The following is a 24,115-nucleotide window of genomic DNA, read 5'->3' on the forward strand; positions in this document are numbered from 1 at the left end:
GAGCACAAGCATATGTAACGGCCTGCTCCGTTTCCGGGGCGGGCCGTTACGTCATTTTGAGCCTTTATCCCTTGCGGTTCATGCAGGGAAGACTAGGTAGATGCTGCGCGCGGCGGGGCTGTTTCGAGCCGCTCCTCCCTCGGCGCTGCCTGACCCCGCGTCAGCGACAGCCCCTCGCCGCGCGTGATCTCCTCCATCCTCACGGGCTGTGATCTCTGCCCCCGGGTGGCCCGCTTCACCTGTCACAGAACCATCATCAAAAGCAGCTACTGGCCGGGAAACACGGACAGGAGATCCCCATGCTGCACCCCGCCTTTGCCGCCCCCGGCGCATTCTATCGTGGCAATCTGCATTGCCATTCAAACCGGTCCGACGGTGTGCTGGATCCAGGCGAGGTCTGCCGCCGCTACAAGGCGGAAGGCTATGACTTCATTGCGCTGACCGATCATTTCGTTGGCCGTTTCGACTATCCGATCACCGACACGACCTCCTTTCGGGACGAGGTGTTCACCACCCTGCCCGGCGCCGAGCTGCATTCCGGTGCCATGGAGAACGGCGAGCTGTGGCATATCCTTGCCGTCGGCCTGCCTTCGGATTTCGCGCCCTCGCATTCCCCCGACTTTCACCCCGTCGAGGGACAGGAAACCGGCCCGGAGATCGCCCGGCGCGCCCGCGATGCCGGGGCCTTTGTCGCCATTGCCCATCCGCATTGGTCGGGCATGACGCCGGCCGATGCGCGCGGCATCGACGCCGCCCATGCGGTTGAGATCTACAACCACACCTGCGCCGTCGGCACCGATCGCGGCGAAGGGGGCCATATGGCCGATCTGCTGCTGTCGGACGGGCAGGATCTGAGCCTGATTGCCACCGATGACGCCCACTTCAAAGGCCCCGACCACTTTGGCGGCTGGGTCATGGTCAAGGCCGAAGCCAACGAGCCCGACCTGCTGCTGGAGGCGCTGAAGGCCGGGCATTTCTACGCCTCGCAGGGCCCGGATCTGAAGGCTGTTGCCCTAAATGACGGCCATGTCGATGTGAGCTGTTCTGCTGCAACCACGGTACTGGTTCAGGGCCATGGTTCGGCAACGGCGATCGCGCATGGCGCCGCGCTGACCCAGGCGCGGATCCCGCTGGAACGGCTCAAGAACAGCCCCTGGCTGCGCGTGACGGTGGTCGACCGCGCGGGCAAGCGCGCCTGGTCCAATCCGATGGCAAACCCGATCTACGGCTGACGCAAACGAGTCACGGGCGGGGCTATTCCCCCTCCCTGCCCTGCGCCCCGGCACCCCCGCACAGCTCACCGGACAGATCCTTCAGGATCGGGCAGTCCGGTCGGTTGTCCCCGGCGCAGCACTGGACCAGCTCGGTCAGCGTATCGCGCATCGCCTGAAGGTCGGCAATCTTGGCCTCAATCTTGCCAAGGTGCTCCTGCGCCAGCTGCTTCACATCGGCGCTGGCGCGGCTTTCATCTTCATAGAGCGCCATCAGCAGGCGACAGTCCTCGATGCTGAACCCCAGGGCGCGGGCCCGACCCAGGAAGGCCAGCTTGTGCAGGTCCGCCTCCTCAAAGCAGCGATAGCCATTGGCGCTGCGATGAGGTTTGATGAGACCGATATCCTCGTAGTAGCGGATGGTCTTGGCAGGCAGGCCGGAACGCCTCGCCACATCACCGATGTTCATGCGGTCACCTCCTTGCCACCAACCGGACCTGCAGCACCGGCAACGGCTGTGGCTTTGCCCATGGCCGGCTTCAACCCGTAAAGACGCAGCGCATTGCTGAGCACGAAGACGCTGGAGCAGGCCATCGCCCCCGCCGCCAGCACCGGCGACAGCATCGGCCCGCCAAAGGGATAAAGCACGCCCGCCGCCACCGGAACCAACAGCACGTTATATCCGAAGGCCCAGAACAGGTTCTGACGGATATTGCGCAGGGTGGCGCGGCTTGCGGTCAGCGCATTCACCACGCCGCGCAGATCGCCCGAGACCAGCACCACATCCGCTGCCTCGATCGCCACATCGGTGCCGGTGCCAATCGCCAGCCCCACATCCGCCGCCGCCAGCGCAGGCGCATCGTTGATGCCGTCGCCGACAAAGGCCAGCGCGCCATGATCTGCGCGCAGCTTCTCCAGGGCGGCGACCTTGTCCCCCGGCAGGCAGTCGGCCACCACCAGGTCGATGCCGAGATCGGCGGCCACCGCATGTGCCGTCGCCGCGCCATCGCCACTGATCATGGCGACCTTCAGACCTTCGGCATGCAGCGCACGGATCGCCTCGGCGCTGCCCTCTTTCACCGGATCCGCGACCGAGATCAACGCTGCGGCCTGGCCGTCCAGCGCGGCAAAGAACACGGTCTCGCCGCGTGCGGCCAGTGCCTTGGCCTGCCCGTCCAGAGCGGTGATCTCGACGCCTTCTCGCTGCATCAGGCGGGCGGCACCGATCAGCACCTCACGCCCCTCGACCCGGGCTTTGAGACCAAAACCCGGAATGGCCTCGACGCTTTCAGCCTCGGGAATGCCCTTGCCCGCAGCCGCAACCAATGCGCGGGCGATGGGGTGCTCGGAAGAGGCTTCGGCCGCCGCCACAAGCCGCAGCACCTCTTCGCGGGTAACCCCGTCTGCGCAGATCACATCGCGCAAGGCCGGGCGGCCTTCGGTCAGGGTGCCGGTCTTATCCAAGGCAACCACGCGCACCTCTTCCAGCCGCTGCAGCGCATCGCCCTTGCGGAACAGAATACCCATCTGCGCGGCGCGGCCGATGCCCACCATGATCGAGGTGGGCGTCGCCAGACCCATGGCGCAGGGGCAGGCGATGATCAGGACGGAAACCCCCGCCACCAGCGCAAAGGGCAAGGCAGGCGACGGGCCGAAGACGGCCCAGACCAGCACCGTCAGCGCCGCCACAGCCATCACTGCCGGGACGAACCACAGCGTGATGCGATCGACCATGCCCTGCACCGGCAGCTTGGCGCCCTGGGCCTGTTCCACCATGCGGATGATCTGCGCCAGGACCGTCTCGCCGCCGACCTTGGTGGCGCGGAACTCAAGCGGGCCATTGCCATTGATCGTGCCCGCCGTCACCGGATCACCGCTGGATTTCTGCACCGGGACGGGTTCTCCGGTGATCATGCTTTCATCAAGATAGGACGTGCCCGAGACCACCTCGCCATCCACCGCGACCCGCTCACCGGGGCGCAGACGGATAAGGTCGCCCGGCGCGATGTCATCCACCGCGGTTTCCACCGCCTCGCCGCCACTGACCACAAGGGCAGTCTTCGGCTGCAACCCGATCAGCGCCTTGATCGCCGCCCCGGTACGTCCCTTGGCGCGGGCCTCCAGATAGCGGCCCGTCAGGATCAGCACCACGATCACCGCAGCCGCCTCGTAATAGACGTTGGCCGTGCCTTGGGGCAAAATCTGCGGCAGGAAGGTCGAGATCACCGAGAACACATAGGCCGCCGCTGTGCCCAGCGCGACCAGAGAATTCATGTCGGGCGCCCCGCGCAGCAAGGCCGGAAACCCCTTGCGGTAAAACTGCAGACCGGGGCCGATCAGAACCAGCGTGGTCAGCAGGAATTGCAGGTAATAGCTTTGCTGGTGACCGATCACATCCATCACCCACAGGTGCACCCCTGGGATCATGTGGCCGCCCATTTCGATCACGAAGACCGGCAGTGCCAGGGCGGCGGCGATCAGAACCTCGCGGCCCAGGCTGCGGATCTCATCCGCCTTGCGTTGGCTGTCCTCTGCGGCCTCGTCCATGCCCTGGCCGCGCAACCGCGCCGGATAGCCCGCTGCCGTCGCGGCACGGGCCAGATCGGCACCGCGGGTGGCGCCGGTCAGATAGGTGACCTCGGCCCGCTCTGCCGCGAGGTTCACATCCGCGGCCAGAACCCCGGGCACGGCCCTCAGAGCCGCTTCGACCCGTCCCACGCAGGAGGCGCAGCTCAGCCCTTCGATCTGCAAGGTGACCGTGCTTTGCGCCGCCGGATAACCGGCGCGCACCAAGGCCTCGGTCAGATCCGACAGCGGTAGATCCGACGACGCGCTGACCTGGCCCTTGGCCGTCGCCAGGTTGACCGATGCGGATGTGACCCCTGCAACGCCCGCCAGGGCCCGCTCGGCCCGGCCCGCGCATCCGGCGCAGTTCAAGCCAGTGATCTGAAGCGCGATTTCCGTGTCATGTGCCATTTGAGACTCGTGGGTTATTTCTCCAGTGACGCTGGATATGGACCTTCCAGTCAAGGGAAGGTCAAGGGCAGGCCGGTAACATTTTTTCATTCCCCCTTTTCGCCCCCCTTTGATGGCGGAGACAGACCCGTTTCAGCCGGAATTGAACCGCAGCCTGCCATCAGACCGGAATAGAGTTGCGAGGGATGCTTGCGCCCCGCAGTGGCCCATGCCACGCTGGCACAAGCCGGGCCGACTGGTCCGCAATGAAAAAAACAGGCAGCACATTTTAAATCCTGCCACGCAACTGGCCGTCACAGGGCCAGCAGACAGAAGCGAAGGAAACCACAGATGATCCGCACCCGCGCCGCCGTTGCCCTAGCCCCCGGCAAACCGCTTGAAATCATGGAGGTGAACCTCGAAGGCCCCAAGGCAGGCGAAGTCCTGGTGGAAATCAAGGCAACCGGCCTGTGCCACACCGATGAATTCACCCGCTCGGGCGACGATCCCGAAGGCATCTTCCCGGCGATCCTGGGTCACGAGGGCGCCGGCGTGGTGATCGAGGTCGGCGAAGGCGTCACCAGCCTGGAAGTGGGCGATCACGTGATCCCGCTTTACACGCCCGAGTGCCGTGAATGCGAATACTGCCTCAACCCCAAGACCAACCTCTGCCAGTCGATCCGCGCGACGCAAGGCCAGGGCCTTCTGCCCGATGGCACCACGCGGTTCTCGATGCTGGATGGCACCCCGATCCATCACTACATGGGCTGCTCCACCTTCGCCAACCACACCGTTGTGCCGGAAATCGCGCTGGCCAAGGTCCGCAAGGACGCGCCCTTTGACAAGATCTGCTATATCGGCTGCGGCGTCACCACCGGCATCGGCGCGGTGATCAACACCGCCAAGGTCGAAATCGGCTCCACCGCCATCGTCTTCGGTCTCGGCGGTATCGGCCTCAATGTGATCCAGGGGCTGAAGCTTGCAGGCGCCGATCAGATCGTCGGCGTGGACCTCAACCCCGGCAAGGTCGAGATGGCCAAGCATTTCGGCATGACCGACTTCGTGAACCCCGCCGAGGTCGACGGCGATCTGGTGGCGCATCTGGTCGAACTGACCGGCGGCGGCGCCGATTACACCTTTGACGCCACCGGCAATGTGCAGGTGATGCGCACCGCGCTGGAAGCCGCGCACAAGGGCTGGGGTGAAAGCATCATCATCGGCGTGGCACCCGCCGGGGCCGAAATCTCCACCCGCCCCTTCCAGCTGGTCACCGGGCGCAGCTGGCGCGGCACTGCCTTCGGCGGCGCCTCGGGCCGGACCGATGTGCCCAAGATCGTGGACTGGTACATGGACGGCAAGATCGAGATTGATCCGATGATCACCCACAAGCTGACGCTTGATCAGATCAACGAGGGTTTCGATCTGATGCACGAGGGCAAGTCGATCCGAGCCGTGGTGGAATTCTAAGGTCAGTTTTGACCCCAGACTGCAACAAGCACAGCGCCGCAGGTCCAAAGCCTGCGGCGCATATTCATTCAGTGGCCAATTCCTGCATCGCCTCTTTGCCCTCCTCACTATAGATATATATAGGAAAGCCGGTTCCCCTTGGTGCGAAAGGCAGAAGCTTGCAACTTCAGGTCCCCGATATCTCCAACCGCGAAAGTGCCGCGACCGTCATCGTCGAGGCCCTGCGCAAGGCCATCATCGAAGGCGAGCTGCGCGATGGCGCGCCGCTGCGGCAGGAGGAAATCGCCAAGGCCTTCAACACCTCCCGTTTTCCGGTGCGCGAGGCGCTGAACCGGCTGGAACAGCAGGGTCTGGTCAAGGCCCAGCGCTACAAGGGCGCCGTGGTTGCGACCCTGTCGATGCAGGAGGCTGGCGAAGTCTTCGACCTCCGGACCCGATTGGAATCGGATGTGATCCGGGCGGCCGTGCCCAAGATGACCTCCGATATCTTTGATCAGGCACAGGACTATCTGGACCGCTTTGCGGCCACCGACGATCCCATGCTCTGGGGCGAGCTCAACCGCAAGTTCCATGGAGTACTCTATAGTGCCAGCGGGATGCCCTACCACATCCAGGTGATCGAGAACGCCATCGACCGGATCGACCGATACCTGCGGGCGCAGCTGGTCTTGAGCGGCGGCGTGAACCGCAGCACCGAGGAGCACCGCGCGATCCTAGCCGCCTGCGTGGCGGGCGACGCCGAGGAGGCCGCCCGCCTGACCCAGGCGCATATTCAGGACGCCAAGGCGTCCCTCCAAGAACAGCTGCGATCTTCCACCCGGACCTAGCCGACGATCATCAGCTCTTTTGGAAAGGTGGTCAGGCTCCGGCAGCCCTCTTCGGTGATCAGCACGTCGTCTTCGATCCGAACCCCGAACTTGCCCGGGGCGTAGAGTCCCGGCTCGTTGGTGTAGACCGTGCCTGCAGGCAGCACCTGGTGATTGCCCCGCATGATATAGGGCGCCTCATGCACATCGCGGCCCAGCCCGTGCCCTGTCTTGGTGCGGATCCGGTCGGCATAGGGGGACGCCTCCAGCACCCCCGTCACCACATCGTCGATCTGATGGGCCGTCACCCCGGCGCGGGTGACCTCGAGCCCGGCCAGATTGGCGCGCAGGACAGTGTCATAGACCGCACGGCCCTCCTCGCTGACGTCGCCGACAAAGACTGTGCGGGTGATATCGGCGCAGAACCCGTCTTTGCGCGCGCCAAAATCGAACAGCAGCGCGTCGCCCGGCTGAATGCGGTAGCCCGCGCGCGCATGGGCATGGGGCCGCGCAGAATTGTCCCCGGCAGCCACAATGGGCGAGAAAGCCAGATCATCGGCCCCTTGTGCAAACAAGGCCTGGATCAGGGCGGCCTCGACCTCCTTTTCACTCTGCCCGACACGCACCCCGTCCAGCACATGCGCCAGGGCACGCTCCGACAGGGTGATAGCCGCCTCAAGTGCCGCGATATCCGCCGCTGTCTTGATCATCCGCAGACCGGAAATCTCGCGCTCTGCGTCCAGGATCTCCAGATCCGGCATCGCCTGTTTCAGCGCGTGATGCACGAAAACCCGCATGACCTGCCCTTCGACAGCCAGGCGCTGCATTGGCAGATGCGATGCCAGCGCGGCAAAGGCCGCCGCGTACCCGTCCTGATCGCGCCAATCAAAGACAGCACCGGCAAAGCCCACCTGCTCCCAGGAGCCCAGTTCCAGGTTCGGAACAATCGCCACCGGCGGCGCCTCGGCGGGGATCACCAGAACAAAGGGGCGTTCATGGCTCATGAACCCCTGCCCCAGCGCCCGGGTGAAATTCGGCCCCGGCACCAGCGCCAGCGCATCCACGTTCAAGCCAATTGCAAGCTGGCGATAGTCATTCAACCCATCCGACATCGGGCATCTTCTCCTTCACGCTGCACCACGAGCGCAGCTCTTCCGCGGCGCGGCGCCGCAGCCCCACGTTAACCTTTCGCTAAGAACTGGCGCAAAAACGCTACAAATTTCCCTAAAATTTTAATTTCTGCGGCCAAACGGGCACAAATCTCCCCGTTTCAGCGCTTGCCGTGCTATTCCAACTCTAGACAGAAGACTAAAAATAGTCGCATCATGTCCAAAATTATGCCGCAAAGACGGCAATTGGGCAAAACATACAGGCAATAGTCCAGGTGATCGCTTAGTCAGCGTTTGCCGGGCATATAGGCGAGCAGAAAATGAGTACTGTTGGATATATTTCCCGTGACATGACGGGAACCACGCTGCAGGGCGTGTTTCCTGAAGGCAATCCCGCGCAGCTTGATGTCAGCCGTGCCAAGGACATTTCCCTCAATCTTGGGCGATCCGAAATCGAGAGTTTTGCCCGCCGTGGCGCCGATCTCCATATCGTGCTGGCCAATGGCGAAACGCTCGTTCTCGACAACTACTTCAGCTTTTCGGGCACCGGCGGCAAGAACCTGTTCCTCAGCACGGACGGGCAGTTCGTCGAGGTGGTTCTTGAGGACAAACCCGACGGCATGCTGTTCGCCAGCTACGAAACGCTGGATCTGAGCGGAAAATGGAGCGCATACGACGATCTTGTTTTCCTGGATGTGGATCGCATTGAGCCGGTGATCGCGCCGATCGCCGCGCCCCTCTTGGGCGGGCTGGGCACGGCCGGTGTAGCCGCAGGTGTCGTCGGCACTGCCGTTCTGGTCAATGATGACGGCACACCAACCTCCAACACGCCGCCCGCCATCCAGCCGACGGTGGATGACCCGGATGCGTCTTATCCTATCGCTGGCTCCTCCACCGATCCGGTGGTCATCACCGGGACCGGCACCCCCGGGTCCGAAGTCCGCGTTCTGATCGGCGATCACACCGAAACCGTCATTATCGGCGACGATGGGACATGGACCGCAACGATTGCCATCGAAGATCTCCCGCCGGATGGAAACTACGACACCACGGTTGAAGTCACCGATCCCGACGGCAATGACTTTGATCTGGACGGGCCTACAGTGGTCATCGACACCACCCCGCCCGAAGCCGAGGTGACCAGCGGCACCCAGTCCACCGGCGATATCGTCAACGCCGTCATCCAGGCCGATGGCCCTGTGATCTCCGGCACCGGCGAGCCCGGTGCGAGCCTGAATGTGCGGATCAATGGGGTGACCGAACGGACCACCGTGAACGATGACGGCACCTGGTCCGTCACCTTTGACCCTGCCGACATCCCGACCGGGGAATATGAAACTTCGGTCCGGATCCGGACGACCGACGAGTTTGGCAACCGCAACACCTATCACGATGTGCTGGTGGTCGATACCGTTGCGCCTCCGATTGGCATCGATACCGTCGAGGGTGACAACAGCATCAACTTCATAGAGGCCTCTGACGGTGTCATCTTGACCGGCACCGGCGAGGCTGGCGCCACGATTTCCGTTGAATTCCAAGGTGCGACCAGAACCACCACGGTCGGTTCGGACGGCACCTGGTCGGTGCGATACGGCACCAACGCAATTGCGGAGGGTGTCTACGACAGCACCATTGAGGTGACCTCCACCGATGCGGCGGGCAATAGCTCCACCGAGACGCATACGGTGCATATCGACACCGAAACCCGTGTCATCATCGACACGCCGGTGGCCGGTGACAATGTGATCAACGCCACTGAACAGGCAGGCGGGGTGACGCTGACCGGTCTCGCCGATCCGGGCGCAACCGTCGAGGTCACCTTCCAGGGCATCACCCGGACGGTCACCGCTGATAGCTCCGGCAATTGGAGTGCAGCCTATGCCGCCTCGGAAATCGCCGATGGCGAATATGACGCAACCGTATCGGTCACCGCGACCGACACCAGCGGCAATACCGAAACCACAAGCAGCACCGTGCATATCGACACGGAAAACGCGGTGACGCTTGATACTGGTTTTGCGGGCGGCGACAACGACATCAACTTCATCGAAGCCTCCAACGGCATCACGCTGACCGGCACGGGTGAGGCTGGCGCCACGATTTCCGTTGAATTCCAAGGCACAACCCGCACCACCACGGTGGCCTCCGACGGCACCTGGTCCATGGCCTATGACGCCAGCGAGATCGCCAGCGGCATCTATGACAGCACCATTGAGGTGACCTCCACCGATGCAGCGGGCAACAGCGCCACCGCATCGCATACGGTGCATATCGACACGGAAACCCGCGTCACCATCGACTCGCCGATTGCCGGTGACGACGTGATCAACAATGCCGAACAGGCAGGCGGGGTGACGCTGACCGGTCTCGCGGATCCGGGCGCCACCGTCGAGGTCACCTTCCAGGGCATCACCCGGACGGTCACCGCTGATAGCTCCGGCACTTGGAGTGCGGCCTATGCCGCCTCGGACATTGCCGATGGCGAATATGACGCAACCGTATCGGTCACCGCGACCGACTCCAGCGGCAATACCGAAACCACAAGCAGCACCGTGCATATCGACACGGAAAACGCGGTGACGCTTGATACTGGTTTTGCGGGCGGCGACAACGACATCAACTTCATCGAAGCCTCCAACGGCATCACGCTGACCGGCACGGGTGAGGCTGGCGCCACGATTTCCGTTGAATTCCAAGGCACAACCCGCACCACCACGGTGGCCTCCGACGGCACCTGGTCCATGGCCTATGACGCCAGCGAGATCGCCAGCGGCATCTATGACAGCACCATTGAGGTGACCTCCACCGATGCAGCGGGCAACAGCGCCACCGCATCGCATACGGTGCATATCGACACGGAAACCCGCGTCACCATCGACTCGCCGATTGCCGGTGACGACGTGATCAACAATGCCGAACAGGCAGGCGGGGTGACGCTGACCGGTCTCGCGGATCCGGGCGCCACCGTCGAGGTCACCTTCCAGGGCATCACCCGGACGGTCACCGCTGATAGCTCCGGCACTTGGAGTGCGGCCTATGCCGCCTCGGACATTGCCGATGGCGAATATGACGCAACCGTATCGGTCACCGCGACCGACTCCAGCGGCAATACCGCATCCACCAGCACGACCGTGGGCATCGATACGCAAACTTCGGTGACGCTTGATGCAGGATCTGCCGGTGGCGACAATACCGTCAACCAGGCCGAAGCGCAGGCAGGCCTGACCCTGTCCGGCGTTGCCGAACCCGGCGCCACCGTCGATGTGACCCTGGCAGGCGTCACGCGTCAGGCCACCGTGGATGCAAATGGCAACTGGAGCGCCACGTTCGAAGCAGGCGCCATCGCCCCCGGTGAATACAACACCGCGATCACGGTGAATTCCACCGATGCCGCGGGCAATACGGCTGCGGCCTCTGCGGCGTTGCGTGTCGATACCGTGGCGGGCACCGTGACCCTGTCGCCCGACCCGGTCGAACTGGACGATATCATCAACGCCACGGAACGCGCCAACGGTGTTGAAATCAGCGGCACCGCAACCCCCGGCCTGACCGTAACGGTGGGGCTTGGCGCGGCGACGAACCAGGTGGTCGCGGATATAAACGGCAACTGGAGCACAACCTTCCTGCCCGCGCAGGTTCCCACGGGCGAAGCCCAGCTGCCGATCACGGCCTCCATCGTCGATTCCGCCGGCAATACCGCCAGTGTCTCGGACAGCGTGGCCCTGGATACGCTTGTCGATCCTCTGACGATGAACACCACCGGCATCGAAGGCGACAATATCGTCAACGCGGTGGAACACAGCAATGGTGTCACCCTGACCGGCACGGTCGAACCCGGCTCTGCCGTACAGGTCCAGATGGGCAGCGTGACCCATAACGCCGTGGTCGACAACTTCGGCAATTGGACCGCAAGCTTTGCCGCCTCGGACATCCCGACCGGCACCTATGATGCGGCGATTTCCGTGCTGGCGACCGATGCGGCGGGCAACACCGCGACCACCTCCCACACCCTGGCCATTGATACCGAAATCGCCCCCTTCACGGTGGTTGCGGATCAAACCGCGGACGACGTGGTCAACCTTGCCGAGCGCAATGCGGGCGTCACCCTGACCGGCACCGTTGAAACCGGCTCCACGGTCGAGGTCACAATTGGCGGTGTCACCCGCACCGCCACTGTCGATGGCTCGGGCAACTGGAGTGCCGATTTTGACGCCGCCGACATCCCCCTGGGGGATTACTCGGCGACGGCCACGATCACCGCGACCGATGCAGCGGGCAATACGCAATCCCTGACCGAAAGCTTCGCGGTCGACACCATCTACACCACTCCGGATGTGGACTCTGTCACCTTCTCCAGCGGAGATGTGCGCCGGATCAGCACCGAAGGCGTGACCGACAGCTACACCGTGAGCGCCCTGGAAAGTGACGGCAGCGTAACGGTTCCGACCGCCACCATCACTCAGGATCCGGTGTTCGGCACCGAGTTCACCTTCTCCACGCCGGTCCCGGATGGAACCCATCTGGTGATCACCAGCGAGGATACCGCAGGCAATGCCTCCAGCACATTGGTGGTGCTGGAAGACAACGCCACCAACAGCGGCACGATGGATCATGCGGGCCTGTCGCAGTTCAACATCGACGATCTGCACCTGGGCTACGCCTCTGATGTGTCGCTCAGCCTGACCGAATCCGACATCAAGGCATTGTCCGGCAACTCCAACACGCTGACGGTGCATGGCGGTTCGGGCGATACCCTGACCGTGGCCGGGGCGGCGGCGGCAGGCACCCAATCCGTGGATGGGCAGGCCTACAACGTCTACACCATCGGCAACGATGGCACCACGCTGCTGGTGGATCAGGACATCAACGTTCTTATCTGACTTTAAGTGTCCGGCAGGCGGTCAGGACTGGCTGCCGGACCAAAAACAATAAGCCGAAAAGCGGCGTACGAGTAGAAGGGTGAGGGCAGGATGCTGTTGGGACGATCCGCTGGAGTGATTGCGCTGTTGTGCAGCCTGTCGGCCTGCGCCGAGCAATCCCCCTTCCTGGTGAAAAACAGCGACGGATCGGTGTCCCGCACCGCCAGCAGTTTCCAGCAAGCCGAGGGCGAAGCCTCTTCCGAGATCATATCGTCGCTGATGCAGCGCCGCTCCCTGCTGGAAGAGGGCAGCATCTACCGCCAGGTCGGAGAAGCCGCGATCACCGCGTCCTCCCGCGCCTCCGAAGCCGAGCTGATCAGTGCCAAGCTGCGCGCGGAAGCAAAATCGAAAAACTGGCTGCCCACCATTGGCCCTTCGGTGAGCCTGACCGATCTTGGCGATCTGGTGGCCGGGCTGCTGATCGAACAGATCCTGTTTGACAATGGCCGCCGCAAGGCCGAACGCGAATTCGCCGCCGCCGATGTGGAGGTTGCCGCCGTGAACCTCTCCATCGACATGAACACACGGGTGGAAACCGCGGTGGCGCTCTATTCCGCGGGCCTGCGCGGCGATGAAAAGGCCGCCTATCTCGGCCGTGCCATCCACCAGATGAGCGAATTCCGTCGCATCGTCAGCGGCCGTGTCGAGGGGGGATTGAACGACCAATCCGACCTCAATGTGGTGGACAGCAAGATCTCCGGCCTGCGCACGGCCAAGGCGACGGCTGCGGATTCCGCCTCTACCGCGCGGGCCGAATTGCAGGCGATGACCGGGCAACGGTTCCCGGACAAACCCCAGCGTCTGGATCTTGGCACCCCTCCGCAGCAAACCGCCTTTCTGGACGTGATGAAGGCGCAGGCCGAAGCCGAGCGCACCATTGCCGAAGCCAAGGCCGGGCGCGCGGGTCTGCTGCCGCAGGTGGCTGCTGCAGGCAATGTCACCTCCGATGGCTCCGGTGCCGGGCTGACCGTCGATCTGGCCACGCCCTTGGGTCTGGGCACCCCGGCCGCCCTGCAGGCGCTGGAGGCCAGCAAGGAAGCCGCCCGCCGCACCATCGGTGAGGCCGAAGAAGACTCCCGCCGCACCTACGCGCGCCAGATGCAGCGCCTGGCCTCCTACATCCGCCAGGAAAGCGAAACCGCCTCGCTCGCCCGGGCCAGCCGCGAAACCTACAAGCTGTTCAAATCGCAATACGAGGCCGGTCAGCGCCCGGTGATGGAGGTGGTCTCCATCTACGAGGAACTGATCCGCCGCGAACAGGCACATATTGACGCAAAATACGAGGTCATCCTGATCCAGCTGGAGCTGTCGCGGGATATGGGCCTGTTGGCAGATGGGAATAAGATATGATCAGGTTCCCCGGAAAATTCCGCAAACCCCGCAAGGCCGCTGAGGATGCGCCTGTCGCCAAGGCCGTGCCGGTGGCCCCTGCGCCCGGTCTTGATGATGTGACACCGCCCACCCCGGTTCCATTTGAGCCGATGCCGTTCATTCCCCGGGCAGATGCCGCGCCCAAAACCACACCGGATGTGGCCACCTTCATCCCCGCTCCGCACCGGCAGCAAGACACCGGCAACGACCGGTCAGAACCGCTGATGCTCACCACGCCCGAGGTGACGCCCGCGCCTGCAGCCGTGCACCCCCGTGAGGATACGCCCGAGGCCGAGGCCGCGCCCGTGGTGGAGATTGCAACCTTTTCGCAGACCGGCAGCCTGCCCAAACCCCGGCTCGAACCGAGGCCCGAACCGCAGGTCGCCCCCCAGGCGGCCCCCAGCCTCGAACCAAAGGCAGAGACCGCTGACATCCTGCAGGACGAGGCACAGATCCTGCAGCCTGAAGCGGAGGTTGAAAACCACGCACCTGCCGCGGAGCAGGCGGAGGAAGCCAACACGGCAGAGGCTGGCCCGGACGTGACCCGGGCCACTGAGGAGCGTGTCCAGCACCGCGCCGACCTGATTGCAACCCTTGCCGCCCTGAAGGGCACGCAGACGCAAGCCAGCGATATCGCGGCCTTCCTGTGGAAGACCGCCAAAGGGGACACCGCTCCCAAGGCCCTGAAGAAGGCGCTGCAGTCCACCGGGTTGAAGGCCCGGTTGCAGAAGGTGAAGGCGATCACCCCCGAGGTCTGGCCAGCCCTTGCCATGATGCAGGGCGGTCAATGCGTACTGGTGCTGGAACAGAGCGATGATGTGCTGTTCATCTACGACACCACCTGCCCTGACAACCGCGCCGAAGTACCGCTGGCAGAGTTCCAGCCCTATTTCACCGGTCTCAGCCTCGGCGCACGCCCCGCCCTGTCGCAGATGGCCCAGCGCCACACGCCGCAACTGGACAAATCCCATTGGTTCTGGGGCGAGTTTCCGAAATTCCGCCGTCAGGTCGGGGAAATCATGCTCGGCTCGCTGGTGGCCAACGTGCTGGCGGTCTCTGTGGCGCTGTTTTCGCTGCAGGTCTATGACCGGGTGGTGCCGCATCAATCCCATGCCACGCTCTGGGTTCTGGCCATTGGCGCCTTCCTGGCCATCACGCTGGAGGCCTGCCTGAAAATGGCCCGCGCGCGGCTCACGGACAGCGCCGGGCGCCAGGTCGAACTGACCGTGCAGCACAATCTGATGCGCCGCCTCATCGGCATGCGCTCGGATCAAAAGCCGATGCCGCCCTCGGGGCTGTTTGCGGCAATGCGCGATTTTGGCTCGGTGCGCGAGTTCTTCACCTCCTCCACCCTGTCGACGCTGGCCGATATCCCCTTCATCGCCGTCTTCCTGATCCTGGTCTATTCCATCGCCGGGCCGATCGTCTGGGTTCTGGTCGCAGGCGGCGTGCTGATGCTGCTGCCCGCCTATTTCCTGCAGAAACGCATGATCTCCCTCACCCGTCAGACGCAGGGTGCCAATGCCAAGGCAGGCCACCTGCTGCATGAAACCCTGAGCGAGCTGGACACGGTGAAGACCCAGCGCGGCGAGGATCGGGTGATGCGGCTCTGGGACGAGCTGAACATTCTGTCCTCCCATTCCTCGACCGAGCAGCGCCGCCTGTCGAGCGCGCTCACCTACTGGTCACAAGGAGTGCAGCAGGCAACCTATATCTGCGCCGTGGTGCTGGGCACGTTGATGGTCTTTGCCGGTGAATTCACCGTCGGCACCATTATCGCCACCGGTATCCTGACCAGCCGCACCCTGGCGCCGCTGACGCAATTCGCAGGCACCCTGGCCCGCTGGAGCAACGTCAAGGCGGCCCTGGAAGCGCTGGACGCCATCGCCGCCGCCCCGCAGGACAAGGACGAGACCCGCAGCTATCTGCGCCGTGACAGCCTGAGCGGGCGGTTCGACCTGCGCGAAGTGGTGTTCCGCTACGATGCGGATGCCGCCCCGACGCTGGACGTGCCCGCCGTCGCCATCCTGCCCGGCCAGAAGGTCGCGGTGCTGGGCGTCAACGGCTCTGGCAAATCGACGCTGCTGAAACTGCTCTCCGGTCTTTACGCGCCGGAAAAGGGCCGCGTCATGCTGGATGGCACCGACATTTCACAAATTGATCCGCGCGACCTGCGCCGCCATATCGGCTACCTCAGCCAGGACGTGCGCCTGATGACGGGCACCCTGCGCGACAACCTGAACCTAGGCCAGCTGGAGCGCGACGACAGCCGCCTGATGGAGGCGCTGGAATTCGCAGGCCTCGGCGCCTTTGTGCGCGGCCACCACAAGGGTCTTGATCTGCAGATCGCCGATAGCGGCAGCGGGCTGTCGATCGGCCAACGCCAGTCCATCGGCTGGGCACGGCTGTGGCTGCAGAACCCTTCGATCGTGCTGCTGGATGAACCCACGGCTGCGCTGGACCAGACGCTGGAGCGCACCATGGTCAGCCGTCTGGAAAGCTGGCTGGCGGGCCGTACCGCGGTCATCGCCACCCACCGCATGCCGATCCTGTCGCTCACCAACCGCACCCTGATCCTGCAGGCGGGCCGCATGGTGGTGGATGGGCCGCGCGATCAGGTTCTGGCCCATCTTGCGGCAGGAGAGAAGAAATGACCGCGATCACCGATTTCGACTTCACCGAGAACACCCGCGGATCGGGGCGGATCATCTACCTTGTGGCCGCCGCCGTGGTGATTTTCCTGACCTGGGCCGCCTTTGCCTCGGTCGATGAGATCGTGCGCGGCGAAGGCGAGGTAGTCTCCTCCTCCCGCGCGCAGATCGTGCAGAACCTTGAGGGCGGCATCCTGGCGGAACTCTTCGTGCGGCAAGGCGACACCGTACAGGCCGGGCAGGTCCTGGGCCGGTTGCAGGATACCAAATTCCGCGCCGCATCGGACGAGTTGCAGGAACAGATCGACGCGCTGGAAATCAAGCAATACCGGCTTGAGGCGGAAATGGGCGGCGCCTTCGACTTCGAGGTCCCTGCCCCGCTCGCCGAACGCTCTGGCGAGATCCTCGCCTCGGAACGGGCGCTGTTGAAGGCGCGCCAGACCGATTTCAACAGCCGCCGCGACAGTGCCCATACCATCATGACCCAGCTCAATGACGAGCTGGAGAACCTGCAGCGGCTTTATAAGACCAATATCGTGGCCTTGACCGAGGTCAACAAGGCGCAGAAGGCGGCCACCGATGCCTCGGCCAAATACACCGAGCTTGGCACCCAGAACGAACTGGACCTGGCAGAGGAGTATTCAAAGGCGCTGCGAGAACTGGCCTCCCTCCGTCAGGAGCTGCGCCTGGCCACGGACCAGCTGAACCGCACCGTGATCACCGCCCCGATGAGCGGCATCGTCAACAGCCTGGCCGTGACCACCATCGGCGGCGTTGTGCGCCCGGGCGAAGAGATCTTCGAAATCATCCCCCTGGGCGAAGAGCTGTTCGTCGAGGCCCGTGTGAACCCCAAGGACATCGCCAGCGTCGAGCCCGGCCAGGATGCAACGATCAAACTTTCGGCCTATGACTACACCATCTACGGCGCCTTGAAGGGCAAGGTAGACTTTGTCTCGGCCGATACCTTTGAAGACGAGCGCAACCCGCGCGTGGAACCCTTCTACCGCGTCACGGTGCGCGTCGATCGCTCGGGCTTTACCGAGCGGCAACAGGCGATCGAGATCCGACCCGGCATGCGCGCCACGGCAGAATTGCAGACCGGTTCAAAGACCGTCCTGAACTACCTGCTGAAGCCGCTCTACAAGTCGCGCGAAGCCTTCCGCGAACCCTAGGGGAGCGATCTTTCAAAGGTCAGATTTTCGGGGGGTGTTTCGGCCCGTTTTAGGCCCGCATCCAAGACGTCATCCCGTCTAGGTGCCTGTCTTATTGTACTTGCCCAGAGCCGAGCCAAAGGCAGGTCTGCGCGAAACTTCTTTTCGCACGTTTGATCTGACAGTCGTCAGCCTGCGCGCTGCATCAGCGCACGAAGGGTTCCATCCAGAACCGTCCCCAGCGAGACGCGGCGCGAACCGATCGCCGCCTTGGACGAGATCACCGACACAAGGCGCGGTGCATGGCCTGCGGTGACTTCGATCACCGGCGACCCGGAGGCGCCGAAATCCACACGGCAAGAGGTCACCAGGGTCTGGTTCTGCTTTGCCAGCACCTGACAGCCACGCTGCAGGCTGGGCCGGGTCGCATGGCTATGCGAATAGGACAGAACGCCAACGGTGTCCCCGCGGTCGGCATGCCAGGCCAGACGAAGCGGCCGGATGTCCCGGCTGTTGATCGGGCTATCCAGACGCAGGACCGCGATGTCGGTGCCGATCTGAGCGATCCCACCATTGCCGAAACGGTAACCGGGATGCAGAACCGCCTTGGCAACCCTGCGCGAGGCCTTGACGGCCTGACCGTTCAAACCGGCCTCGAATTTGATCTGGCCGGGATCCACCCGGCGCCCGGTAGCCGGATCAAACAGGCAATGGGCCGCGGTCAGAACCAGGTTCTGCGCAATCAAGGATCCCGTACACATATTGCGCCCGGCAATGTTCAGGCGGCCCACGGCCTCCCACCCCGGCATTGTACTGACGCTTTGGCGGCTCTCATCCGCCTTCGCGCCGCCGGGCAGGCCTAGTGACAGGCACACCGCCGCGGCTGCAGCTTTTAGTCTCATCATAGTCCACTCCACTTTCCACTCTTACACTCTGGTTGAGAGCTGCGGCTGGAATGCGGCTCAATGCAGCCGGGAACGGACGAAATGATGGACAGAATATGACGCAGTAAACAATCTATTAACCCCCCGGTTATTCCCCCTCTACAATGAACAAAACCTTAGGAAATGCCTAACAAAGCTTTTCGATTGTCCGTAAATTTTAACCAAATGCCCGAAAAACATGATGGAAATCGCGAAATCTGAGCGGCGTTTCTTGCCGATTTTCCTGCTGAAGCGCGCAATACGCTCCGGAATCGGCGGCTGAGAGGGGCGAATATGGCGAATCTTTGCCCTCGGAGGCGATGGAATCGGCACCCGTAGCCCCGGTTCACCGCCACGCGAAGGCCGCATTTCGTTAACGCGTCGGCGCCACTCCAATCAGGGGGCATCACGCCCCCAGCCGCACACCGCTTTGCCCGTCAAACAGCACCGCCCGATCCAGATCGATGCAGAACTCCATGGTGCCTTCCAACAGGCGGGCATAGCCAGAGGTGCCCCGTGCCAGCACCTCCTTGCCATTCCAGGTCAGAACGCAGAGCGTATCGGCCCCGGTGGCCTCCGTCACATCGATCTCTGCCGCAACCACCTGCCCGGATCCATCCGACCCTTGGGTGATCATCTCCGGCCGCAGGCCAAGGACCAGCTTTTGCCCCATGCGCGTCTCCAGACGTGCGGCATGGGCGCTGAGGTCCAGCAGCAGCGGATGCTCTTGCCCATCGGCCCGGACGATGATTTCCGCCACCACCCCCTGATCCGAATGCTGCGGCACGATGTCGATGAAGTTCATCGGCGGTGAGCCCACCAGACCAGCCACGAACATATTGGCAGGCTGCTCGTAGATTTCCGCCGGAGAGGCCAGCTGCTGCACCTCGCCATCCTTGAGAATGGCAATGCGATCCGCCAGGGTCAGCGCCTCGATCTGGTCATGGGTCACATAGACCATGGTGGCATTCAGGCGCTTGTGCAGGCGCTTGATTTCGGTGCGCATCTCAAGGCGTAGCTTGGCGTCCAGATTGCTGAGCGGCTCGTCGAACAGGAACACCTCGGGATCGCGCACCAGGGCGCGCCCCATGGCCACCCGCTGACGCTGCCCACCCGACAACTGGCTGGGCTTGCGATCCAACAGGTGATCCATCTGCAGCAGTTTGGCGACCTCAAGCACCCGCTGCTGGCGCTCGGCCTTGGGCATGCCGCGCATTTCAAGACCAAAGGCAATGTTCTGCGCCACCGTCATGGTCGGGTATAGCGCGTAGGACTGGAACACCATGGCGATATCGCGGTCCTTGGGATGGACGTCATTGACCACACGCCCGCCGATACTGATTTCGCCCTCGGTGACGCTCTCCAGCCCTGCGATCATGTTCAGCAGTGTGGATTTTCCGCAGCCAGAGGCACCCAAGAGCACCAGGAACTCGCCATCTCGAAGGTCGATCGACACGCCCTTCAGCACCTCGACCTGGCCATAGCGTTTCACGGCATTGTTGATTGTCAGAGAAGCCATCTGCCTGTCCTCATCCTTTGACCGAGCCGGCGGTAAGCCCGCGCACGAAATAGCGGCCCGCGACGATATAAACGAAAAGCGTGGGCGCCGCGGTGATCAGTGCCGCCGCCATGTCCACATTGTATTGTTTGACCCCGGTGGTGGTGTTCACCAGGTTATTGAGTGCCACGGTGACGGGCTGCGCACCGCCGGTGGTAAAGCTGGCGCCGAACAGGAAGTCGTTCCAGATCTGGGTGAACTGCCAGATGACGGACACCACGATGATCGGCGGCGACAGCGGCAGGATGATCCGCCAGAAGATGGTGAAGAACCCTGCCCCATCGATGGTGGCCGCGCGCACCAGCTCATCCGGGATGGTGACGTAATAATTGCGGAAAAACAGCGTGGTGAAGGCCAGCCCATAGACCGAGTGCACCAGGATCAGACCGTAGACGGTATTGGTTATGCCGAGTTTCCCCAAGGTCTGCGCCATCGGCAGGATCACCACCTGGAAGGGCACGAAGCACCCGAACAGGATCAGCGCAAACACCAGGTTGGCGCCACGGAAACGGAATTTCGTCAGGGCAAAACCGGTCAGCGCCCCAAGCATGGTCGAGATCACCACCCCAGGCAGGGCCATGCGCACCGAGTTCCAGAAGTAGGGCTCCAATCCCGTGCATTCGACCCCGATACAGGCCTCGCTCCAGGCATGACGCCAGGCGGCAAAGTTCAGCTCGTGCGGCAGCGCCAGAAGGGATCCGCCGCGGATTTCCTCCAGATCCTTCATCGAGGTGCCCACCACCACATAGGCGGGCAAAAGGAACCACAGGGCAAAGAGGATCAGAACGGCCCACAGGAGCAGACGCAGGAAAATCTGGCTGCCGGGCCGTGCGCCGGAGATGTGCAAGCTATCAGACATGTTTCTTGCCTCTCAGCTCGGAATAGAGATAGGGCACCATGATCGCAGCCACCGTCGCCAACATCACCATGGCCGAGGCCGCGCCGACGCCGATCTCGTTGCGGCGGAAGGTCATCTCATACATGAAATTGGCCGGCAGGGTTGAGGCATAGCCGGGCCCGCCCCCGGTCAGCGCCACCACCAGATCGAAGCTCTTGATCGCCAGGTGCGCCAGGATCACCACCGCGCTCATGAAGACGGGGCGCATCGAGGGCAGGATGATGCGCAGGTAGATCTGCCAGGGGGAGGCGCCATCCAGGCTGGCCGCCTTGATGATATCCTGATCGACGCTGCGCAGGGCCGACAGGAACAGCGCCATCACGAAGCCTGCGCTTTGCCAGACGGCGGCCATCACCAGCGCATAGACGGCAAGGTTCTCATCCACGGTCCAGCCAAAGCGGAATGTCTCCCAGCCCCAGCTGCGCACCACGGTTTCCAACCCCAGCGAGGGATTCATGATCCATTTCCAGGCAGTGCCGGTGATGATGAAGGAGATCGCCATCGGGTAAAGGTAGATGGTGCGGATGAAGCCTTCGGCGCGGATCTTCTGATCCAGGAGCACCGCCAGCAGGCAGCCAATCACGATGGCCACCGCGATGAACAACACCCCGAATATGAACAGGTTGTCGATCGCCACCGACCAGCGGTCCATCTGGAACAGGCGCTCATACTGGCGAAATCCGGTGAGGGTATAGTTCGGCAGCATCTTCGACTTGGTCAGCGACATATAGCCGGTCCAAAGGATGAAACCGTAGACGAAGAACAGGATGGCGGTAAAGCCCGGCGCCACCACGATCTGCGGCAGCAGGCGGGCCAGACGGTCCATCAGGGTGACAGGAGGGCGGGACACGGCGGGTCTGCTTTCGGTGCGATAAGTGGATTTGCGCGGCCCCCTTTTGCAGGGGCCACGCCGTTAGGAAGCCACGGATAGGCTTACATTGCCAGCTTGATCGCCTTGACCAGCTTCTCGGTCGCCTCGGTGGAGGACATGTCCGAGTTGAAATGTGCGGTCACCACATCGATGAAGGCGCCGCGCACCGCACCGGCCTGGGCGATCTCATGCGCCATCGACCCCATCAGCGTTCCACCTTCGGCCGCCGAAACCATGTCGTCCATCGATTTGATCGCGCAGGCGTCAAAATCGCCGCGCGGAACATCGGTGCGCGCCGGGATCGAGCCCTTGAACAGGTTGAAGGTCTCCTGGAACTCGGTGCCGAGGATCAGCTCCGCCAGCAACGCCTGCCCCTGCACGTTGTCGTCCCCCTTGACGTTGAACATGGCAAAGCTGTCCGAATTGAGGATATAGCCGCCATCCGAGGGCGTGGAGGCACAGACGTAATCCTTGCCCGGCTCAAGACCCGCAGCGGCGAATTCGCCCTTGGCCCAGTCGCCCATGATCTGCATCGCCGCCTCGCCGCGCATCACCATGGCGGTGGCAAGGTTCCAGTCGCGGCCCGGGAAATCGGGATCCACATATCCGCGCATCTTGCGCATCTGGTCAAAGACCTTGACCATCGTGTCGGACCCCAGCGCGTCCATGTCGAGATCGACCAGCGCCTTTTGGTAGAAGTCGATGCCGCCGACGCCCAGAACCACGGTTTCAAACACGGTTGCATCCTGCCAGGGCTGGCCGCCATGCGCGAGCGGGATGATGCCCGCCGCCTTCAGTTTCTCGGCGGTGGCGTTGAATTCATCCCAGGTCTTGGGGACATCCGCACCGACCTTGGCCAGAACCGCAGGGTTGGCCCAGATCCAATCGACCCGGTGCACGTTCACCGGCACCGCCACGTAGTGACCGTCGTGTTTGACGATATTCTGGATGGTTTCGGGCAGCACCTTGTCCCAGTTCTGCGCAGCGGCCACATCGCTCAGGTCGCCCAGTGCGCCTGCCTCGGCCCATTCCTGGATGTTCGGCCCCTTGATCTGCACCGCAGCCGGGGGATCGCCCGCCAGCACGCGGGCACGCAGAACCGCCGCCTGCGCATCGCCACCGCCACCGGCGACCGGAGCATCGACCCATTCACCGCCGCGCGCCTTAAAAGCCTCCTGCAGGGCCTGCACCGCCTTGGCCTCCCCGCCGGAGGTCCAGTAGTGCAGCACCTCGGCCTTGGGCTCTGCCACCGCAGGGGCAGCAATGGTGACGGCCAGCATCGACGTGGCGCCGAGCAGCGCCTTTGCAAATCTCTTCATGATATCCTCCCAGATCATGCCTGTCTCCTCAGGCACCTGAGATAGCACTCTACCGGAACTTGCGTGTGCCCGATCTCTTCAATTTGTTGCGATTTGTTGCGTTCTACGCCACTCTCGGACGCCGGGCGATACACTCTGATACAGAACCGCCACTCCATTGGCCAAGCCAGGCCAGCACTGACCAGACCAAGGACCCCCGCCCCGTGCCCCGTGTGCATATCGTCGAAGATGACAGCGAGATTTCCGACCTCCTGTCCACCTACCTGTCAGGCAGCGGATTTGACTGCACGGTGGCGGCCTCTGCCGAAACCGCGCGGCAGATCCCCCCCGAGACCTTTGACATCTATGTGGTCGATGTGATGCTGCCGGGCGACGATGGGCTGTCGCTGTGCCGCTGGCTGCGCCAAGATTCCCAGGTGCCCATCATCATCCTGTCGGCGGTCAAGGGTGACACCGAGCGCATCACTGGCCTGGAGCTGGGCGCCGATGACTACCTGGAAAAACCCTTCAACCCGCGCGAGCTGCTGGCGCGGATGAATGCCCTTTTGCGGCGCAGCACCACCCCGGCCAAGGCCAGGCCGACGAGCGGCACGGTGGCCTTCCTGGGCTGGCGACTGGATCTGAACAGGCAGAAACTGCACAGCCCGGCAGGCATGCTGGTGCCGCTGTCCTCGACCGAGTACCGGCTGATCACAGCGCTGATCGCATCCCTGCCCGAGCCCCTGTCGCGCGAGGTGATCGGTCGCGACATCTTTGGTGTCACGCTTGGCCCCGAGGACCGACGCGTCGATATCCTGGTCAGCCGCTTGCGCAAGAAACTCTTCGCCGCCGATGGGGATGCGGATTTCATCAAGACCGTGCGCAACCGGGGCTACCAGTTCTGCGCCCCGATCAACGGCTAGCGGC

16 protein-coding genes are annotated in these 24,115 nt (G+C 63.3%); 8 read left to right on the forward strand and 8 right to left on the reverse strand.

Annotated features, from left to right (window positions below):
• Window positions 1–299 precede the first annotated feature (299 nt).
• Window positions 300–1,232 (forward strand): CehA/McbA family metallohydrolase, encoded by a 933-nt coding sequence (locus tag PXK01_RS16980; RefSeq protein ID WP_274861012.1) that lies wholly within the window; start codon window positions 300–302, stop codon window positions 1,230–1,232.
• Between the two features lie 22 nt (window positions 1,233–1,254).
• On the opposite strand, the gene cueR is transcribed toward PXK01_RS16980, so the two are convergent.
• Both cueR and PXK01_RS16990 read right to left on the reverse strand, forming a co-directional pair.
• Window positions 1,255–1,680 carry a Cu(I)-responsive transcriptional regulator gene (gene cueR, locus PXK01_RS16985; protein WP_274849646.1) on the reverse strand — a complete coding sequence of 142 codons (426 nt, stop codon included), beginning with the start codon at window positions 1,678–1,680 and terminating at the stop codon, window positions 1,255–1,257.
• Window positions 1,677–4,187, reverse strand: a complete 2,511-nt coding sequence (locus PXK01_RS16990; RefSeq protein ID WP_274861013.1) for a heavy metal translocating P-type ATPase — start codon at window positions 4,185–4,187, stop codon at window positions 1,677–1,679. The genes cueR and PXK01_RS16990 overlap by 4 nt, the downstream gene beginning before the upstream one ends.
• 330 nt (window positions 4,188–4,517) lie before the next feature.
• Between PXK01_RS16990 and PXK01_RS16995 the strand changes: the two genes are divergently transcribed.
• Both PXK01_RS16995 and PXK01_RS17000 read left to right on the forward strand, forming a co-directional pair.
• On the forward strand, window positions 4,518–5,633 hold the full coding sequence (locus PXK01_RS16995; RefSeq protein WP_274861014.1) for an S-(hydroxymethyl)glutathione dehydrogenase/class III alcohol dehydrogenase: 1,116 nt from the start codon (window positions 4,518–4,520) through the stop codon (window positions 5,631–5,633).
• Between the two features lie 158 nt (window positions 5,634–5,791).
• On the forward strand, window positions 5,792–6,460 hold the full coding sequence (locus tag PXK01_RS17000) for a GntR family transcriptional regulator (protein WP_274861016.1): 669 nt from the start codon (window positions 5,792–5,794) through the stop codon (window positions 6,458–6,460).
• Here the strand turns inward: PXK01_RS17000 and PXK01_RS17005 are convergent.
• Window positions 6,457–7,551 carry a M24 family metallopeptidase gene (locus tag PXK01_RS17005; protein WP_274849643.1) on the reverse strand — a complete coding sequence of 365 codons (1,095 nt, stop codon included), beginning with the start codon at window positions 7,549–7,551 and terminating at the stop codon, window positions 6,457–6,459. The two genes, PXK01_RS17000 and PXK01_RS17005, sit on opposite strands and share 4 nt — an antisense overlap.
• A 317-nt stretch (window positions 7,552–7,868) precedes the next feature.
• Between PXK01_RS17005 and PXK01_RS17010 the strand changes: the two genes are divergently transcribed.
• From PXK01_RS17010 to PXK01_RS17025, 4 genes are all read left to right on the forward strand, one after another.
• On the forward strand, window positions 7,869–12,428 hold the full coding sequence (locus PXK01_RS17010) for an Ig-like domain-containing protein (protein ID WP_274861018.1): 4,560 nt from the start codon (window positions 7,869–7,871) through the stop codon (window positions 12,426–12,428).
• Window positions 12,429–12,518: 90 nt separating this feature from the next.
• Entirely contained in the window at window positions 12,519–13,817 is a 1,299-nt protein-coding gene (locus tag PXK01_RS17015; protein ID WP_274861019.1) for a TolC family protein, read from the forward strand.
• The gene (locus PXK01_RS17020; protein ID WP_274861021.1) at window positions 13,814–16,492 is read left to right on the forward strand and encodes a type I secretion system permease/ATPase; all 2,679 of its coding nucleotides are present in this window, start codon (window positions 13,814–13,816) and stop codon (window positions 16,490–16,492) included. Before PXK01_RS17015 ends, PXK01_RS17020 begins: the two co-directional genes overlap by 4 nt.
• Window positions 16,489–17,661, forward strand: a complete 1,173-nt coding sequence (locus tag PXK01_RS17025) for an HlyD family type I secretion periplasmic adaptor subunit (protein ID WP_274861023.1) — start codon at window positions 16,489–16,491, stop codon at window positions 17,659–17,661. Before PXK01_RS17020 ends, PXK01_RS17025 begins: the two co-directional genes overlap by 4 nt.
• 167 nt (window positions 17,662–17,828) lie before the next feature.
• On the opposite strand, the gene PXK01_RS17030 is transcribed toward PXK01_RS17025, so the two are convergent.
• The 5 genes from PXK01_RS17030 to PXK01_RS17050 form a co-directional block, all read right to left on the reverse strand.
• Window positions 17,829–18,542 (reverse strand): trypsin-like serine peptidase, encoded by a 714-nt coding sequence (locus PXK01_RS17030; RefSeq protein WP_446728404.1) that lies wholly within the window; start codon window positions 18,540–18,542, stop codon window positions 17,829–17,831.
• A gap of 427 nt (window positions 18,543–18,969) precedes the next feature.
• Window positions 18,970–20,082 carry an ABC transporter ATP-binding protein gene (locus tag PXK01_RS17035; protein ID WP_274861025.1) on the reverse strand — a complete coding sequence of 371 codons (1,113 nt, stop codon included), beginning with the start codon at window positions 20,080–20,082 and terminating at the stop codon, window positions 18,970–18,972.
• Between the two features lie 10 nt (window positions 20,083–20,092).
• Window positions 20,093–20,980 carry a carbohydrate ABC transporter permease gene (locus tag PXK01_RS17040; RefSeq protein WP_274861027.1) on the reverse strand — a complete coding sequence of 296 codons (888 nt, stop codon included), beginning with the start codon at window positions 20,978–20,980 and terminating at the stop codon, window positions 20,093–20,095.
• Complete coding sequence (locus PXK01_RS17045; RefSeq protein ID WP_274861057.1) at window positions 20,973–21,845, reverse strand: carbohydrate ABC transporter permease; 873 nt, start codon at window positions 21,843–21,845, stop codon at window positions 20,973–20,975. The genes PXK01_RS17040 and PXK01_RS17045 overlap by 8 nt, the downstream gene beginning before the upstream one ends.
• Before the next feature lie 107 nt (window positions 21,846–21,952).
• Complete coding sequence (locus PXK01_RS17050; RefSeq protein WP_274861030.1) at window positions 21,953–23,209, reverse strand: ABC transporter substrate-binding protein; 1,257 nt, start codon at window positions 23,207–23,209, stop codon at window positions 21,953–21,955.
• A gap of 203 nt (window positions 23,210–23,412) precedes the next feature.
• Here PXK01_RS17050 and PXK01_RS17055 point away from each other — a divergent pair, with 203 nt between their 5' ends.
• A complete protein-coding gene (locus PXK01_RS17055; RefSeq protein ID WP_274861031.1) occupies window positions 23,413–24,111 on the forward strand; it encodes a response regulator transcription factor in 699 nt (232 codons plus the stop codon).
• Window positions 24,112–24,115 lie beyond the last annotated feature (4 nt).

This window comes from Phaeobacter sp. PT47_59 (assembly GCF_028890025.1).
Classification (GTDB): Bacteria; Pseudomonadota; Alphaproteobacteria; order Rhodobacterales; family Rhodobacteraceae; genus Phycobacter.